This is a genomic window from Streptomyces sp. NPDC046557, assembly GCF_040645975.1.
GTDB lineage: Bacteria > Actinomycetota > Actinomycetes > Streptomycetales > Streptomycetaceae > Streptomyces.
Window position 1 is genome coordinate 241,685 of the sequence record NZ_JBEYZH010000005.1, and the last position, 15,878, is coordinate 257,562.

The 15,878-nt window shown below is 71.3% G+C and carries 12 protein-coding genes; 4 read left to right on the forward strand and 8 right to left on the reverse strand.

Features of this window, described 5'->3' with window-relative positions:
* Nucleotides 1-103 precede the first annotated feature (103 nt).
* The gene (gene rarD, locus ABZ934_RS14415) at nt 104-1,111 is read left to right on the forward strand and encodes an EamA family transporter RarD (protein WP_361312506.1); all 1,008 of its coding nucleotides are present in this window, start codon (nt 104-106) and stop codon (nt 1,109-1,111) included.
* Between the two features lie 225 nt (nt 1,112-1,336).
* On the forward strand, nt 1,337-2,689 hold the full coding sequence (locus ABZ934_RS14420; protein WP_361312508.1) for a M28 family metallopeptidase: 1,353 nt from the start codon (nt 1,337-1,339) through the stop codon (nt 2,687-2,689).
* A gap of 39 nt (nt 2,690-2,728) precedes the next feature.
* Here ABZ934_RS14420 and ABZ934_RS14425 read toward each other — a convergent pair whose 3' ends face one another.
* The 4 genes from ABZ934_RS14425 to ABZ934_RS14440 form a co-directional block, all read right to left on the reverse strand.
* On the reverse strand, nt 2,729-3,145 hold the full coding sequence (locus ABZ934_RS14425; RefSeq protein WP_361312510.1) for a hypothetical protein: 417 nt from the start codon (nt 3,143-3,145) through the stop codon (nt 2,729-2,731).
* Nucleotides 3,142-3,345 carry a hypothetical protein gene (locus ABZ934_RS14430; RefSeq protein WP_229873387.1) on the reverse strand — a complete coding sequence of 68 codons (204 nt, stop codon included), beginning with the start codon at nt 3,343-3,345 and terminating at the stop codon, nt 3,142-3,144. Before ABZ934_RS14430 ends, ABZ934_RS14425 begins: the two co-directional genes overlap by 4 nt.
* 111 nt (nt 3,346-3,456) lie before the next feature.
* Entirely contained in the window at nt 3,457-4,698 is a 1,242-nt protein-coding gene (locus tag ABZ934_RS14435) for a sigma-E factor regulatory protein RseB domain-containing protein (protein ID WP_361312513.1), read from the reverse strand.
* Nucleotides 4,699-4,950: 252 nt separating this feature from the next.
* Nucleotides 4,951-5,961 carry a polyprenyl synthetase family protein gene (locus tag ABZ934_RS14440; RefSeq protein WP_361312515.1) on the reverse strand — a complete coding sequence of 337 codons (1,011 nt, stop codon included), beginning with the start codon at nt 5,959-5,961 and terminating at the stop codon, nt 4,951-4,953.
* A gap of 283 nt (nt 5,962-6,244) precedes the next feature.
* On the opposite strand from ABZ934_RS14440, the gene ABZ934_RS14445 reads away from it, so the two are divergent.
* Complete coding sequence (locus ABZ934_RS14445; protein ID WP_361312517.1) at nt 6,245-8,263, forward strand: CocE/NonD family hydrolase; 2,019 nt, start codon at nt 6,245-6,247, stop codon at nt 8,261-8,263.
* A gap of 122 nt (nt 8,264-8,385) precedes the next feature.
* Here the strand turns inward: ABZ934_RS14445 and ABZ934_RS14450 are convergent, their stop codons facing one another.
* Nucleotides 8,386-9,204 (reverse strand): HAD family hydrolase, encoded by an 819-nt coding sequence (locus tag ABZ934_RS14450; protein ID WP_361312519.1) that lies wholly within the window; start codon nt 9,202-9,204, stop codon nt 8,386-8,388.
* A gap of 141 nt (nt 9,205-9,345) precedes the next feature.
* On the opposite strand from ABZ934_RS14450, the gene fahA reads away from it, so the two are divergent.
* Nucleotides 9,346-10,569, forward strand: a complete 1,224-nt coding sequence (gene fahA, locus ABZ934_RS14455; protein ID WP_361312521.1) for a fumarylacetoacetase — start codon at nt 9,346-9,348, stop codon at nt 10,567-10,569.
* A 95-nt stretch (nt 10,570-10,664) separates the two neighbouring features.
* Here fahA and nuoN read toward each other — a convergent pair whose 3' ends face one another.
* Genes nuoN through nuoL form a run of 3 tightly spaced genes read right to left on the reverse strand, consistent with a single transcriptional unit; the run spans nt 10,665 to nt 15,878 of the window.
* Nucleotides 10,665-12,311, reverse strand: coding sequence for an NADH-quinone oxidoreductase subunit NuoN (gene nuoN, locus ABZ934_RS14460; RefSeq protein ID WP_361312610.1), 1,647 nt, complete (start codon nt 12,309-12,311; stop codon nt 10,665-10,667).
* 5 nt (nt 12,312-12,316) lie between these two features.
* Nucleotides 12,317-13,936, reverse strand: a complete 1,620-nt coding sequence (locus tag ABZ934_RS14465) for an NADH-quinone oxidoreductase subunit M (protein WP_361312523.1) — start codon at nt 13,934-13,936, stop codon at nt 12,317-12,319.
* Nucleotide 13,937: 1 nt separating this feature from the next.
* Nucleotides 13,938-15,878 (reverse strand): NADH-quinone oxidoreductase subunit L, encoded by a 1,941-nt coding sequence (nuoL, locus tag ABZ934_RS14470; RefSeq protein WP_361312524.1) that lies wholly within the window; start codon nt 15,876-15,878, stop codon nt 13,938-13,940.

The following is a 15,878-nucleotide window of genomic DNA, read 5'->3' on the forward strand; positions in this document are numbered from 1 at the left end:
GGGCGTGTCATGAGTATCTCGCGCTAACGGGCATGACATCCACGCGCTGCGGCGCTACGGTCGTGGAGTTGTGAGATTGGCCGAAAGTCGCACTGGAGGGCCCGTGAAGACGGAGAACGAGCAGCGCACGGGTTTGCTCTACGGATTCGGCGCATATGGGATGTGGGGGCTGGTCCCCCTGTTCTGGCCGCTCCTCAAGCCTTCCGGGGCGATCGAGATCCTCGCCCACCGCATGGTGTGGTCCGTCGTCGTGGTGGGCGTCGCGCTCCTCGCGCTGCGCCGCTGGGGCTGGATCGCCGAACTGGTGCGGCAGCCGCGCAAGCTCGGCCTGACCGCGGTGGCCGCCTGCGTGATCAGCGTGAACTGGGGCCTTTACATCTGGGCGGTCAACCACGGCCAGGTGGTCGAGGCGAGCCTCGGCTACTTCATCAACCCGCTCGTGACCATCGCCCTGGGCGTCCTCGTCCTGGGCGAGCGGCTGCGCCGGGCGCAGTGGGCGGCGGTGGCCATCGGCTTCGCCGCCGTCGTGGTGCTCGCCGTCGGGTACGGGCGTCCGCCGTGGATCTCGCTGGTGCTCGCCTTCTCCTTCGCCACCTACGGGCTGATCAAGAAAAAGCTCGACATGGGTGGCCTGGAGTCGTTGACCGCCGAGACCGCGCTGCTGTTCCCGCCCGCGATGGCGTACCTGGTGTGGCTCGGGGTGCGGGGCGAATCGACCTTCACCACCCAAGACCTCGGCCATTCCGCGCTGCTCGCCTCGACGGGACTGGTCACGGCGCTCCCGCTGATCTGCTTCGGGGCCGCCGCGATCCGCGTCCCGCTCTCCACGCTGGGGCTGCTCCAGTACCTGGCGCCGGTGTTCCAGTTCGGGCTGGGGGTCGTGTACTTCCACGAGGCGATGCCGCCCGAGCGCTGGGCCGGCTTCTCCCTGGTCTGGGTCGCCTTGGTCATCCTGACCTGGGAGGCGCTGCGGACCTCGCGGCGGAACCGGGCCCGGCTCGTAGCCGCCGGGGCGCCCGCGTCCCCCGTGGCGCCCGCGTCCCCCGGGACAGCCGCGCCCTCCGATTCGACGCCGCCCGCGGCTGTGGCACCGACCCCCGAACCCGCGTAACGCCCGCCCGTCACAGCTCACCCCGACCCCCGCTCCCCCTCCCCGATCCCCGGCACGGACCACCGTGCCGGGGATCGTCCGTTCACCGAACACTGCTGTCCGGATTGCGCTCTTGACGGACCGTCACGCACTCACTGAGCATCGGGCTCGCACTGACGCACGCACGCTCACTTGCTCGATCCCCACACGTTCCGTCTCATCCCCAACGGAATCCGGAGCCCCCACATGAGCCTGTCCGTCTCCCGGCGCCTCGCCGCCGTGACCGCGCTCGCGGTCGCGGCCACGGGACTGTACGCGGCCACGACCCCCGCCGCCCTCGCCGCACCGGCCGCGCCCCCCAACGCCGTCACGGCCGCAACGGCGGTCACGGCGGCGCCGACCCCGCCCGACATCCCGGTGGCCAACGTCAAGGCGCACCTGGCACAGCTCCAGACCATCGCCGGCAACAACGGCGGCAACCGCGCCCACGGCAAGTCCGGCTACAAGGCGTCGATCGACTACGTGAAGGCCAAGCTGGACGCGGCCGGGTTCACCACGACCGTGCAGACCTTCACCTCCAGCGGCGCCACCGGCTACAACCTCATCGCCGACTGGCCGGGCGGCGACCCCGATTCGGTGCTGATGGCCGGCTCCCACCTCGACTCGGTGAACGCCGGTCCCGGCATCAACGACAACGGCTCGGGCAGCGCGGCCATCCTGGAGACCGCGCTCGCCGTCTCCCGCGACCGGCTCCAGCCCACCAAGCACCTGCGGTTCGCCTGGTGGGGCGCCGAGGAACTCGGCATGGTCGGCTCGAAGTTCTACGTGAACAACCTGCCGGCCGCCGAGAAGTCGAAGATCTCCGGCTACCTGAACTTCGACATGATCGGCTCGCCGAACCCGGGCTACTTCGTCTACGACGACGACCCGACGATCGAGCAGACCTTCAAGACCTACTTCGCGGGCCAGAACATCCCCACCGAGATAGAGACCGAGGGCGACGGGCGCTCCGACCACGCCCCCTTCAAGAGCGCGGGCATCCCGGTCGGCGGCCTGTTCTCCGGCGCCGACTACACGAAGACGGCCGCCCAGGCACAGAAGTGGGGCGGCATCTCCGGTCAGGCGTTCGACCGCTGCTACCACGCGTCCTGCGACACCTCCGCGAACATCAACGACACGGCGCTGGACCGCAATTCCGACGCGATCGCCTACGCGGTGTGGACCCTCGGCGCCGCCGCCACGGTGCCGCCCGGGCCGTCCTTCGAGAACACGGCGGACGTGGCCGTCCCCGACTCCCCCGCCCCGGCGGTGACGTCACCGATCACCGTCTCGGGCGTCGCGGGCAACGCGCCGGCGACCACCAAGGTCGACGTGAACATCGTCCACACCTACCGCGGTGACCTGGTGATCGACCTGATCGCTCCGGACGGTACGGCGTACCGGCTGAAGAACTCCGACTCGGACTCGGCCGACAACGTCGTCGCCTCGTACACGGTGAACGCGTCGAGCGAGGTGGCCAACGGGGTGTGGAAGCTCCAGGTCGAGGACGTGGCGGCGCAGGACACCGGCTACATCAACAGCTGGCGGATCACCTTCTGACCCGGCGCGCCGGAACGGGACCACGCCGCCCCGGCTTCGCTACGCGTCCCCGCCGTGGGACCGCAGCGAGGCCGGGAGCGGCTCCCTGATGAGGGCCCGCAGTTCCTCGGCGACCGTCCCGATGTCCGCGCGGCCGACCTTCGCCGCCTCCACCAGGTCGCCGAGTTCCTCCGGCGAGGGCAACTGCTTGGCCCCCGCGACCCGCAGGTAGGAGCGGGTCGCCGCGGCGGCGTAGAACTCGTTCATCGGGGATTCCAGCGCCGGGCAGACGGCGAGGGTGTGCAAAAACGCGGCGGCCCGCCACGCGGTGTCCGGGGCGGGCTGTTCGGGCACCAGCACGAGGTCGTTCTGGTGCCGGGCGACCGCGGCGGCCACCCCGGACGGGTCCCATACGGCGGGATCCGACGGCAGATGATGGGCCAGAGCGGTCCAGGCCCACTCCATGGTGATCTTCAATGGCCGAACCGCTCCTGGAAGTAGCCCCAGTGGTCGGCGAACTCGTCGATGCCGGAGAGGAACGACTTCCGGTCCTCGTCCAGCTCGCGTTCGGTGACCTCGGTGATCAGCGCGGTGACCGTCGTACCCAGTGCCGCCGCGCGCGCCTTGAGGCGTTCGTGGAACTCTTCGTCCAGGCGGATGGTGACGTGTCTCGACATGTCCTTCACGGTACAGCGACCGCGCTGTACGCAGGAGGGGAACGGCACAAGGGTGGCCGGGGACACAGTCCCGGGCCACCCTCGCGCGTGGTGCGTCTACTTGGCGTGCGGTTACTTGGCCGAGTTGGCCGTCTTCACGAGCGCGTCCTTGGTGACCGCGCCGACGTAGACCTTGCCGTCGTCCGTGATCAGGGCGTTGACCAGGCGCGTCGAGAAGATCCGGCCCGAGCCGAAGGAGCCGGTGACCTTGTCTCCGAGAGAGTCGAGGAACTGCTTGGCCCCCTTCGGGGCGTTCTTGTCCTTGGCCGCGCTCTCGGCGTCCTTGAGGCCCTTGCCTCCCGGCACGGAGATCTGCGCGACGGAGGCCCAGCCCTCGCCGAGCACCTTCACATCGCCCTTGCCGGCGCCGGCGGCGCCGCCGGTCAGACCGTCGAGGCCGGGGATGGACTCCAGGCCCTTCCCCCACTCCTTGCCGTGAACACCGTCCTTGCCGTCCTTGCCGTCCTTGCCGGGCCCGTCCGCGCCCTCGGTCACCTTCGCCCCCTTGGGCGGGGTGAAGGCGAAGGTGTCGGCGGCCGGCTTGGCGAAGTCCACCTTGGTGAAGCCCGCGTCCACGATCGGCTTGCCGCCCTGGCTGGACAGCACCTGCACGCGCAGCGGCACACCGTTCTTGGCGTCCACGGCGATCTGTACCGAGCCGACCGTGGAGCCGGCCTGCTTGGGCTTGAGCACGAGCTGGTAGGCGTCCCGCCCGGCAACCTGGGCGGTGTCGCCCACGCTGACGTCGGTGGTGGGACCGGCGGCCTTGAGGGCCTGCTGCGCCATCTCCTGCGGCGAGGCCGGCACCCGCTCCCCGGCCTTGCGCTCGACGCCCGGACCGGACCGGCCGTCCTTCTCGTGGAAGACCTGGTTGGACTTGCTGTCGTAGCCCCACACGTCCTGGCCGTTGTGGGTGAGGCTGTACTCGTCCTTGCCGTCGAGGACGGTGAGCTTCTGCCGGTCCGGTCCGTCGGCGGCGACACGGACGGTGTGCGTGCCGGTCACGAGCTGCGCCACCTTGTCCTGCGGGTCGGCCGAGCCACCCGTGACGCCGCCGCCGGCGCGCCCGCCCAGCAGGCCGCCCGCGAGGGTGGGCAGCCCCAGGTCCGTGCTGATCTTGGCATTGCCGGAGAGCTGCTGGACGTCGGAGGCCGCGATCTTCTCGATGAGCTGCTGGGCGGTCACCTTGGGCAGGTCCGGGTTCCCGGCGTTGGCGAAGGCCGGGACCATCGCGATGGTCGCGGCCGCCACGCCGAACACCGCGACCGGTACGGCGTACCGAGCGGCCTTGCGGGTCTTCGTGTTCGTTGCCATCTTCTCTGCCTGCCTCCGTAGATGCGTCACGTCCACTCCCCGCCGCCACTCTCACCCGATCTGGTGGGGATGTGCCTCTATCTGACCAAAGGAGAGGGGTCGACGGCGTCACTCCCGGGACTCAACCGGGCGTACACCCCAGGGATGACACGACACGGGCCCGGCACCCCCTACCCGTAGGGGATGCCGGGCCCGTCGCAAGAGCCACCGGGTCCGGCCCGGGCGCCCAACCCGGGCGTCCAACCCGCGCGTCTAGCCCGCGCGGTGGACCACCGCGTCGCACAGTTCTTCGAGCGCCGACTTGGCGAAGCACTCGGGGAGCGGGGCGAGCGTGGCCCGCGCGTCCTGCGCGTAGCGGATGGTGTCGCGGCGCGCCTGCTCCAGCGCGGGGTGCACGCGCAGCCGGGCCAGGGCCTCGGCGTGCCGGGCGTCGTCGCTCAGGTCCCCGTCCAGGAGCCGTACGAGGTCCAGGTCGTCGGGGTTCCGGTCCCGCTCGGCCATCTCGCGCAGGCGCAGGACGGGCAGGGTCGGGATGCCCTCGCGCAGGTCGGTGCCGGGGGTCTTGCCGGACTCGTGGGAGTCGGAGGCGATGTCGAGGACGTCGTCGGCGAGCTGGAAGGCGATGCCGAGCCGCTCGCCGTACTGGGTCAAGATGTCGACCACGGACTCGTCGGCGCCCGCCATCAGCGCGCCGAACCGGCCGGAGACGGCGATCAGCGAGCCGGTCTTGCCGGCCATGACGTCGAGGTAGTGGGCGACCGGGTCGCGGCCGTCGCGCGGACCGGCCGTCTCCAGGATCTGCCCGGTCACCAGACGCTCGAACGCCTCGGCCTGGATGCGTACGGCCTCGGGGCCGAGGTCGGCCAGGATGTGCGAGGCGCGGGCGAAGAGGAAGTCACCCGTCAGGACGGCCACCGAGTTGCCCCAGCGGGTGTTGGCGCTCTCCACCCCGCGGCGTACGTCCGCCTCGTCCATGACGTCGTCGTGGTAGAGCGTGGCCAGGTGGGTGAGTTCCACGACCACCGCGGACGGCACGATCCCCGGGGCGTACGGATCTCCGAAACGGGACGCGAGCAGCACCAGCAGCGGCCTGAACCGCTTGCCTCCGGCCCGCACCAGGTGCTGCGCGGCCTCGGTGATGAAGGGGACTTCGCTCTTGGTGGCCTCCAGCAGACCCGCCTCGACGGCGGCCAGTCCGGCCTGGACATCGGTCTCAAGAGCCTGGTCCCGCACGCTCAGTCCGAACGGCCCGACGACGGTCACGAGGGGTACTCCTGTCTGCTGACGATCACCTTGACGATCACATGGATTGTCGATGTGTCGCTGCCATCACTCAAGCCAGCGTATCCGGTCTGTTTTCGATCACCCAGAGCGCCTGCCCCGTCGCCACGCGCGCACCGCCCGATGCGCACCGGTATGTTCGTCAGGAGCCTGAACAACCGGAGAAACCTGTTTCGTCCGGAACTGTCACCGACACAGACGAGCCGACCGATCCGGAGGCGGACGCCATGGCCGGGCCGGCCCCCGTTCACCGAGGCGGTCCCGCATGATCATCCGTACCGACTTCCCCTACGAGACCACCCGCGAGGATGTCCGGATCCCGATGGCCGACGGGGTCGAGCTGTACGCGCGGATCTGGCGCCCGGTCAGCGACGAGCCCGTCCCGGCCCTGCTGGAGTACACCCCGGACGGCCTCACCGACCGCACGGCCCCGCGCGACTGGCAGCGCCACCCCTGGTACGCGGGCCACGGCTACGCCTCCGTACGCGTCGACGTGCGCGGCCACGGCTGCAGCGGCGGCGTGCCCGGTGCAGGCGGCGTGCGCGGCGACGCGTACGACGCGCGGGGGCCCGCCGACGGCGTCACGGTGGTGGAGTGGCTCGCGGCGCGGCCGTGGTGCACGGGCGCGGTGGGCATGTTCGGGATCTCCCGGGGCGGCTCCGACGGTCTCCGCATCGCCGCGCTCGCCCCCCGGGCGCTCAAGGCGGTCGTCACGGTCTGCTCCACCGACGACCGCTACGACAACGACGGGCACTACCTGGGCGGCTCGGTCCTGGCCGTCGACATGCCCGCGTGGGCGGCGACGCCGCCGGCCTTCGCGGCGCGCCCCCCGGACCCGCTGTACGTCGGCGAGGGCTGGCGGGAGCAGTGGCTGACCCGGCTGGAGGCCGTGGAACCGCTCGTCCACACCTGGCTCGCGCACCAGACCCGCGACGCCTACTGGAGCCGGGAAAGCGTCCGCGAGGACTACGGGAGCGTCCGCGCGGCCGTGCTGGCGGTCGGCGGGTGGCACGACCCGTACCGGGACACCGTGCTGCGCCTGGTCGAGCACCTGCCGCGGGGCCGCGTCCGCGGACTGATCGGCCCCTGGTCGCACCAGTACCCCGACCGGGGGCTGCCGGGCCCGGCGATCGGCTTCCTCCAGGAGACCCTGCGCTGGTGGGACCACTGGCTCAAGGGCGAGGACAACGGGGTGATGGACGAGCCGCTGCTCCGCTCCTGGATCGGCGAGTCGCACCCGCCCGCCACCGTGTACGAGCGGATGGCGGGGCGCTGGGTCGGTGACGCCGCCTGGCCGTCGCCCTCGGTCGTGCCGGTCTCCTACGGGCTCCAGGGCGCGCCGGTGGCGGTCGCCTCCCCCCAGCACACCGGGCTGGACGCGGGCCGGTTCCGCCCCCTGGGGGGTGATGCGGACCTGCCGCCGGACCAGCGCGAGGAGGACGCGAAGTCGGCGTGCTTCGAGTTCCCGGTGGCGCCGGGCGAGCCGGTGGAGGTCCTGGGCCGGGCGCGGGTGACGCTGCGGCTGCGGATGGACGTCCCGTACGGGCAGGTGATCGCCCGGCTGTGCGACGTCGCGCCGGACGGGGCGTCGACGCTGGTCACGCGCGGCGCGTTGAACCTGTCGGCGCGCGGCGGCCGGGACCGGGCGGCGCCCTGGCCGGTGGGCTCGTACGAGGAGGTCGCCTTCGAGCTGAACGGGATCGGGTACGCGTTCCCGCCGGGTCACCGCATCCGGCTGGCGCTGTCCTCGGCGTACTGGCCGTGGATCTGGCCGCGGGCCGGCTCGGAGGCGGGCTGGACCCTCGACCCGGCGGGCAGCACGCTGGAGCTGCCGTTGCGCACGGCGGGCCCGTTGGACGGCGGCATCGTTTTCGAGGCGCCGGAGCAGGCGGAGCCGCTGGGGGTCGTGTACCCGGCGACGCTGGACGAGCCGCGGCCGGAGCTAGTCGTCGTACGGGACGTCGCGCTCGGGGCGTGGCGGCTGGAGGTGAACCCCGGCTGCGGGGGGACGCGGGTGTACCCGGACGGACTGGAGGTCGGGGAGGAGGGGACGGAGGAGTACGAGATCCGCTCGACGGACGCCCTGTCCGCGCGGGTCCGCTCCCACTGGCGGATCCGGCTGCACCGGCCCGAGCCGGCCTGGGAGGCCACGGTGGAGACCCGCTCGGAGGTCTCCTGCGACGCGGGCGGGTTCCTGACGTCGAACGAGGTGGTGTGTCGGGAGGGCGACGAGGTGGTCTTCCACCGCACGTGGGAGCGCCGCCTGCCGCGCACGGCGGGCTGACCGCCCCCGGCGCGACGGGTCGGGGTGAGCGACGGCCGCGGAAGCCGGCGGGTCGGGGAGGCCGGGCGGGTCGGGGAGGCCGTGCGGGTCGGGAAGAGCAGCGGCCCGGCAAGGGCGGCGGTTCAGCGGAACAGTCGCTCCAGGACCACCGCGATCCCGTCCTCCTCATTGGAGAGCGTCACCTCGTCGGCCACCGCCACCAGTTCCCGGTGGGCGTCCGCCATCGCCACCCCGTACGCCGCCCAGGCGAACATCGGCACGTCGTTGGGCATGTCGCCGAAGGCGATCGTGGCCGAGGCGGCCAACCCCAGGACGTCCGCGGCCCGCGCGAGGCCGCTCGCCTTGTCGATGCCCGGTGGTTGGAGCTCCACCGTGTGCTCCCCCGCCATCGTCACGTTGACGAGGTCTCCGACCACCCCCCGGGCGACCCGGGTCAGTTCGTCGTCGTCCAGCTCGGGATGCTGGAGCAGCACCTTGTTGATCGGCGCCGACCACAGGTCCGCGCGCCGCCGTACCCGGACCGTCGGCAGGTGCGGGTGCGGCATCCGGTAGCCCGGCCCTATCAGCATCTCGGCGTCCACCCCCTCCTGGTCGACCGCCACGTACACCTCGCCGATCTCCGCCTCGATCTTGCCGAGGGCGACCTCCGCGAGCCCCCGGTCCATGCACACGGAGTGCAACAGGCGCCCGCACGCCGCGTCGTACACCTGCGCGCCCTGCCCGCACACCGCGAGCCCCGTGTATCCGAGGCCGTCCAGGACGTGGCGTACCTGGGGGACCGGGCGGCCGGTGACGATGATGTGCTGGGCCCCGGCGGCGCGGGCCCGCGCGAGGGCGGTGTGGGAACGGGCCGAGACGGTGTCCCCGGCGCGCAGCAGAGTCCCGTCCAGGTCGGTGGCGATCAAGGCGAAGGGGAGGGCCGAAAGCGGGGCGGAAGTCACCCGCGCAAGGATACGGACCCCTTTGGACAAGTCCTACAAATAGCGCCCGAATCCGGCCTCCCGCACGCCCCACCAGCCACGTAACGTGTCAACGAGCCCCCGGGACACCCCCGGACCGCGTCGAAAGCGAGGCAGCAACCCATGCCCCAGCAGAGCCCCCTCGATGTCCCCGAGGGCGACCCGTTCGGACCGCACAACCTCCCCTACGGCGTGTTCTCCACCGTCGAGGACCCCCGGCGCCGGGTCGGTGTGCGGATCGGCGGGCACGTCCTGGACGCCGGAGCGGCCGCGCTCGCACTCGGTTCCCCTTACGCGGGGCTGCTCGGGCGCCCCTCCCTCAACCCGCTGCTCGCCGCCGGGCGCACCACCTGGCGCGACGTACGGCGCGCGCTGACCGCCTGGGTGACCGACCCCGGCCACCGCGACACCGTCGAGCCGCACCTGACGCCGCTCGACGCGGTCACCCTGCACCTGCCGTACGAGGTCGCGGACTACGTCGACTTCTACGCGAGCGAGCACCACGCCACGAACGTCGGGAAGATCTTCCGCCCGGACGGTGACGCGCTCACCCCCAACTGGAAGCACCTGCCGATCGGTTACCACGGCCGCTCCGGCACCATCGTGGTCTCCGGCACCGATGTCGTACGCCCCCGCGGGCAGCGCAAGGCGCCCGCGGACCCGGCGCCCGTCTTCGGCCCGAGCGTCAAGCTCGACATCGAGGCCGAGGTCGGCTTCGTCGTCGGGACCCCCTCCGAACTGGGCCGCCCGGTCGGACTCGGCGAGTTCGAGGACCACGTCTTCGGCCTGTTCCTCCTCAACGACTGGTCCGCGCGGGACATCCAAGCCTGGGAGTACGTGCCGCTCGGCCCGTTCCTCGGCAAGTCCTTCGCCACCTCCGTCTCCGCCTGGGTCACCCCGCTGGAGGCGCTGGATGCCGCCCGGGTCGCCCCGCCCGCCCGGGACTTCCCGCTCCTGCCCTACCTGGACGACGCGGACGCCGACCGTCCCGGCGGCTTCGACCTGCGCATCACCGTCTCCATCAACGGGCAGGAGGTGGCCCGGCCGCCGTTCGCCTCGATGTACTGGACCGCCGCCCAGCAGTTGGCCCACATGACGGTCAACGGCGCCTCCCTGCGGACCGGTGACGTGTACGGCTCCGGCACCGTCAGCGGTCCCGAGACCGACCAGCGCGGTTCCCTGCTGGAGCTGACGTGGAACGGGCGCGACGCCATCGAGCTCACCGACGGCAAGCGCACCTTCCTGGAGGACGGCGACACCGTCACCCTCACCGCTTGGGCGCCCGGTCCGGACGGCAGCCGCGTCGGCCTCGGCGAGGTAACCGGCCGCATCGTCGCCTCCCGCTGACCCCGGCCGGGGCGGCCACCGCGCCACCCCGGTCAACGCGAGGGCCCGGCCCCCCTTCCGCGGGGAGCCGGGCCCTCGGTACGACCGCGCGGGCGCTACCGCACGAACGTGCTCGCGTGCCCCGCCAGGTCCAGGAAGTACTGCGGGGCCACGCCCAGGACCAGCGTCACCGCCACACCGACCGCGATCGTCGTCATCGTCAGCGGTGAGGGCACGGCCACCGTCGGGCCGTCGGCCTTCGGCTCGCTGAAGAACATCAGCACGATCACCCGGATGTAGAAGAACGCGGCGATCGCCGACGAGATCACACCGACCACGACCAGCACCCCGGCGCCGCTCTCCGCCGCCGCCTTGAACACGGCGAACTTGCCGGCGAAGCCGGACGTCAGCGGGATGCCCGCGAAGGCCAGCAGGAACACCGCGAACACCGCCGCCGTCAGCGGCGAACGACGGCCCAGCCCTGCCCACTTCGACAGGTGGGTGGCTTCTCCGCCCGCGTCCCGCACCAGCGTGACCACGGCGAACGCTCCGATCGTCACGAAGGAGTAGGCGCCCAGGTAGAAGAGGACCGACTTGACGCCCTCGGCGGAGGTGGCGATCACACCGGCCAGGATGAAACCGGCGTGCGCGATCGAGGAGTACGCCAGTAGCCGCTTGACGTCGGTCTGGGTCACCGCGATCACCGCGCCGGCCAGCATCGTGACGATCGCGACGCCCCACATCACCGGCCGCCAGTCCCACCGCAGGCCCGGGAGCACCACGTACAGCAGACGCAGGAGCGCGCCGAAGGCCGCTACCTTGGTGGCCGCCGCCATGAAGCCGGTGACGGGGGTCGGGGCGCCCTGGTAGACGTCCGGCGTCCACATGTGGAAGGGGACGGCGCCGACCTTGAACAGCAGACCCATCAGGATCAGCGCGCCGCCGATGAGCAGCAGCGCGTCGTTGCCCATGGTGGAGGCCAGCGCCGGATCGATCTTCGAGACGGTGCCGTCCACCACGTCCGCGATCACCGCGTACGAGACGGAGCCGGCGTAGCCGTAGAGCAGCGCGATGCCGAAGAGCAGGAACGCCGACGAGAACGCCCCCAGCAGGAAGTACTTGACCGCCGCCTCCTGCGACATCAGCCGCTGGCGGCGGGCGAGGGCGCAGAGCAGGTACAGCGGGAGGGAGAAGACCTCCAGCGCGATGAACAGCGTCAGCAGGTCGTCGGCCGCCGGGAAGATCAGCATGCCGGAGATCGCGAACAAAGCCAGCGGGAAGACCTCGGTGGTGGTGAAACCGGCCTTCACGGCCGCCTTCTCGCTGTCGCTGCCGGGGACGGACGCCGCCTGCGCGGCGAAGGAGTCCACCCTCTTGCCGTGGGCCGCCGGGTCCAGGCGCCGCTCCGCGAAGGTGAACACGGCCACGATCGAGGCCAGCAGGATGGTGCCCTGGAGGAACAGGGCGGGGCCGTCCACGGCGATCGCGCCCATGGCGGCGATGTGCGCCTTGGAGTTCCCGTACCCGCCGGCGGCGAGGCCGACGACCGCGGCGAAGGCCGCGGCCAGGGCTGCGACGGCGAGGAACACCTGGACGTAGTAGCGGTACGCGCGCGGTACGAACGCCTCGACGAGGACGCCGAGGACCGCCGCGCCCACCACGATCAGCGTGGGCGCGAGCTGCGCGTATTCGATGTGCGGGGCCGGGATCTTGGCGGCCGGGTCCGCGGCCGCCAACGTCAGCAGGCCCTGGGCAGCAGTCAGCGTGCTCACTTCGCCGCCTCCCCGTTCTTCGCTTGGACGGCGACCTCGGGCTTGGGGTCCGTCTGCTTCACATCCGACATGGTGTGCTTCACCGCCGGGTTGACGATCTCGGTCAGCGGCTTCGGGTACACGCCCAACCCGATCAGCAGCGCGATCAGCGGAGCCACGACCAGGACCTCCCGCAGGCGCAGGTCCGGCATCGCGCGGACCTCCTCCTTCACGGGTCCGGTCATCGTGCGCTGGTAGAGCACCAGCGTGTACAGCGCGGCCAGCACGATGCCGAAGGTGGCGATGATGCCGACGACCGGGTAACGGGTGAACGTGCCGACCAGGACCAGGAACTCGCTGACGAAGGGGGCGAGTCCCGGCAGGGACAGCGTCGCCAGACCGCCGATGAGGAAGGTCCCGGCGAGGACGGGGGCCACCTTCTGCACGCCGCCGTAGTCGGCGATGAGTCGGGAGCCGCGCCGCGAGATCAGGAAGCCGGCGACCAGCATCAGCGCCGCCGTGGAGATCCCGTGGTTGACCATGTAGAGCGTCGCGCCCGACTGTCCCTGGCTGGTCATCGCGAAGATGCCCATGACGATGAAGCCGAAGTGCGAGATCGAGGCGTAGGCGATCAGCCGCTTGATGTCCCGCTGGCCGACGGCGAGCAGCGCCCCGTAGACGATGCTGATCAGGGCCAGGACGAGGATCACCGGGGTGGCCCACTTACTGGCCTCGGGGAAGAGTCCGAGACAGAAGCGGAGCATCGCGAAGGTGCCGACCTTGTCGACGACCGCGGTGATCAGTACGGCGACCGGGGCGGTGGCCTCGCCCATCGCGTTCGGCAGCCAGGTGTGCAGCGGCCACAGCGGGGCCTTCACCGCGAAGGCGAAGAAGAAGCCGAGGAACAGCAGCCGTTCGGTGTTGGTCGCCATGTCCAGGGTGCCCGCGGCGCGCGCGGCGGTGATCTCCTGGAGGGAGAAGTTCCCGGCGACCACGTAGAGCCCGATGACGGCGGCCAGCATGATCAGGCCGCCGGCGAGGTTGTAGAGGAGGAACTTGACCGCCGCGTACGAGCGCTGCGCGGCCGCGTTCTCGTCGGCCCCGCCCGCCGCGCCGGCGGCCGATGGGGTGGAGGTGGCCCGGTCGCCGAAGCCGCCGATGAGGAAGTACATCGGGATGAGCATGGCTTCGAAGAAGACGTAGAAGAGGAAGACGTCGGTGGCCTCGAAGGAGATGATCACCATCGCCTCGACCAGCAGGATCAGGGCGAAGAAGCCCTGGGTCGGCCGCCAGCGTCGGCTCTTGGTCTCCAGTGGGTCGGCGTCGTGCCACCCGGCCAGGATGATGAACGGCATCAGCACGGCCGTGAGCGCGATCAGCGCCACCCCGATGCCGTCGACGCCCAGTTCGTAGCGGACCCCGAAGTCGGAGATCCAGGCGTGGGATTCGGTGAGCTGGTAGCGGGCGCCACCGGGCTCGAAGCGGACCGCGACGAGCACGGCCAGGGCGAGGGTCGCCAGGGAGACGAGCAGCGCGAGCCACTTGGCGGCGCCCCGGCGGGCGGCCGGGACGGCCGCCGTCAGGACCGCGCCGACCGCGGGCACGACCGCCGTCACCGTCAGAAGCGGGAAACTCATCTCACACCGCCCTCATCAGCAGGGTCGCGGCGATGAGGATCGCCGTGCCCCCGAACATCGAGACCGCGTAGCTGCGGGCGTAGCCGTTCTGCAGCTTGCGCAGCCGGCCCGACAGTCCGCCGACCGAGGCGGCCGTCCCGTTGACCACCCCGTCGACCAGGCTGTGGTCGACGTACACGAGGGAGCGGGTCAGGTGCTCCCCGCCGCGCACCAGCACGACGTGGTTGAAGTCGTCCTGGAGCAGGTCGCGCCGGGCGGCCCGGGTGAGCAGGCTGCCCCGGGGGGCGACCACGGGGACGGGCCTGCGGCCGTACTGCAGGTAGGCGAGGCCCACGCCGATCAGCAGGACCACGATCGTGGCGGCGGTGATCACCCCGGCCCCGAGCGGCGGGTTGCCGTGCTCGAAGGAGGTGACGGGCTCCAGCCACTTCACGAACGCCTCGTTGATGCTGAAGAGGCCACCGGCGAAGACGGAGCCGAAGGCCAGCACGATCATCGGCAGGGTCATGGTCTTCGGGGATTCGTGCGGGTGCGGCATCTTCCCCGCCTGGTGTTCGGCCGCGGGCTCGGCGCTGGGCACGGCGTCCGCGTCGGGGGCCGGCTGCCAGCGCTTCTCGCCGAAGAAGGTCAGCAGCATCACGCGGGTCATGTAGAAGGCGGTGATCGCGGCGCCCAACAGGGCCACGCCGCCCAGGATCCAGCCCTCGGTGCCGCCCTTCGCGAAGGCGGCTTCGATGATCTTGTCCTTGGACCAGAAGCCCGACAGGCCCGGGAAGCCGATGATGGCGAGGTAGCCGAGGCCGAAGGTGACGAAGGTGATCGGCATGTACTTCCGCAGGCCGCCGTACTTGCGCATGTCCACCTCGTCGTTCATCCCGTGCATCACGGAACCCGCGCCGAGGAAGAGGCCGGCCTTGAAGAAGCCGTGCGTCACCAGGTGCATGATCGCGAAGACGTAGCCGATGGGTCCGAGGCCGGCCGCGAGGACCATGTAGCCGATCTGCGACATCGTGGAGCCCGCGAGGGCCTTCTTGATGTCGTCCTTCGCGCAACCGACGATCGCACCGAAGAGGAGCGTCACCGCGCCGACCACGACGACCGCGGTCTGCGCGTCCGGCGCGGCGTTGAAGACCGCCCCCGAGCGGGTGATCAGGTACACGCCCGCGGTGACCATGGTGGCGGCGTGGATCAGGGCCGAGACGGGGGTCGGGCCCTCCATGGCGTCACCGAGCCAGGACTGGAGCGGCACCTGCGCCGACTTGCCGCAGGCGGCCAGCAGCAGCATCAGGGCGATCGCCGTCAGCTTCCCCTCGGAGGCGCCGCCCACGGCGCCGAACACCGGCCCGAAGGCGAACGTCCCGAAGGTGGTGAACATCAGCATGATCGCGATCGACAGGCCCATGTCGCCGACCCGGTTGACCAGGAACGCCTTCTTCGCGGCGGTGGCCGCGCTGGGTTTGTGCTGCCAGAAGCCGATGAGCAGGTACGAGGCCAGGCCCACGCCCTCCCACCCGACGTACAACAGCAGGTAGTTGTCGGCGAGCACGAGGAGCAGCATCGCCGCGAGGAACAGGTTCAGGTAGCCGAAGAAGCGGCGGCGCCGCTCGTCGTGCTCCATGTACCCGATCGAGTAGATGTGGATGAGGGTGCCGACGCCGGTGATCAGCAGGACGAAGGTCATCGACAGTTGGTCGAGCCGGAAGGCGACGTCCGCCTGGAAGCCCTCCACCGGGATCCAGCTGTAGAGCCGCTGGTACACGGCGCGGTCGTCGGCGCCGCGCCCCAGCATGTCGGCGAACAGGGCCACGCCGATGCCGAAGGAGGCGGCGGCGAAGAGGGTGCCGAGCCAGTGGCCGGCCTTGTCGAGGCGGCGGCCGCCGCACAGCAGCACCGCCGCTCCGAGCAGGGGCGCCGCCACCAGCAGCGCAATCAGATTCTCCAC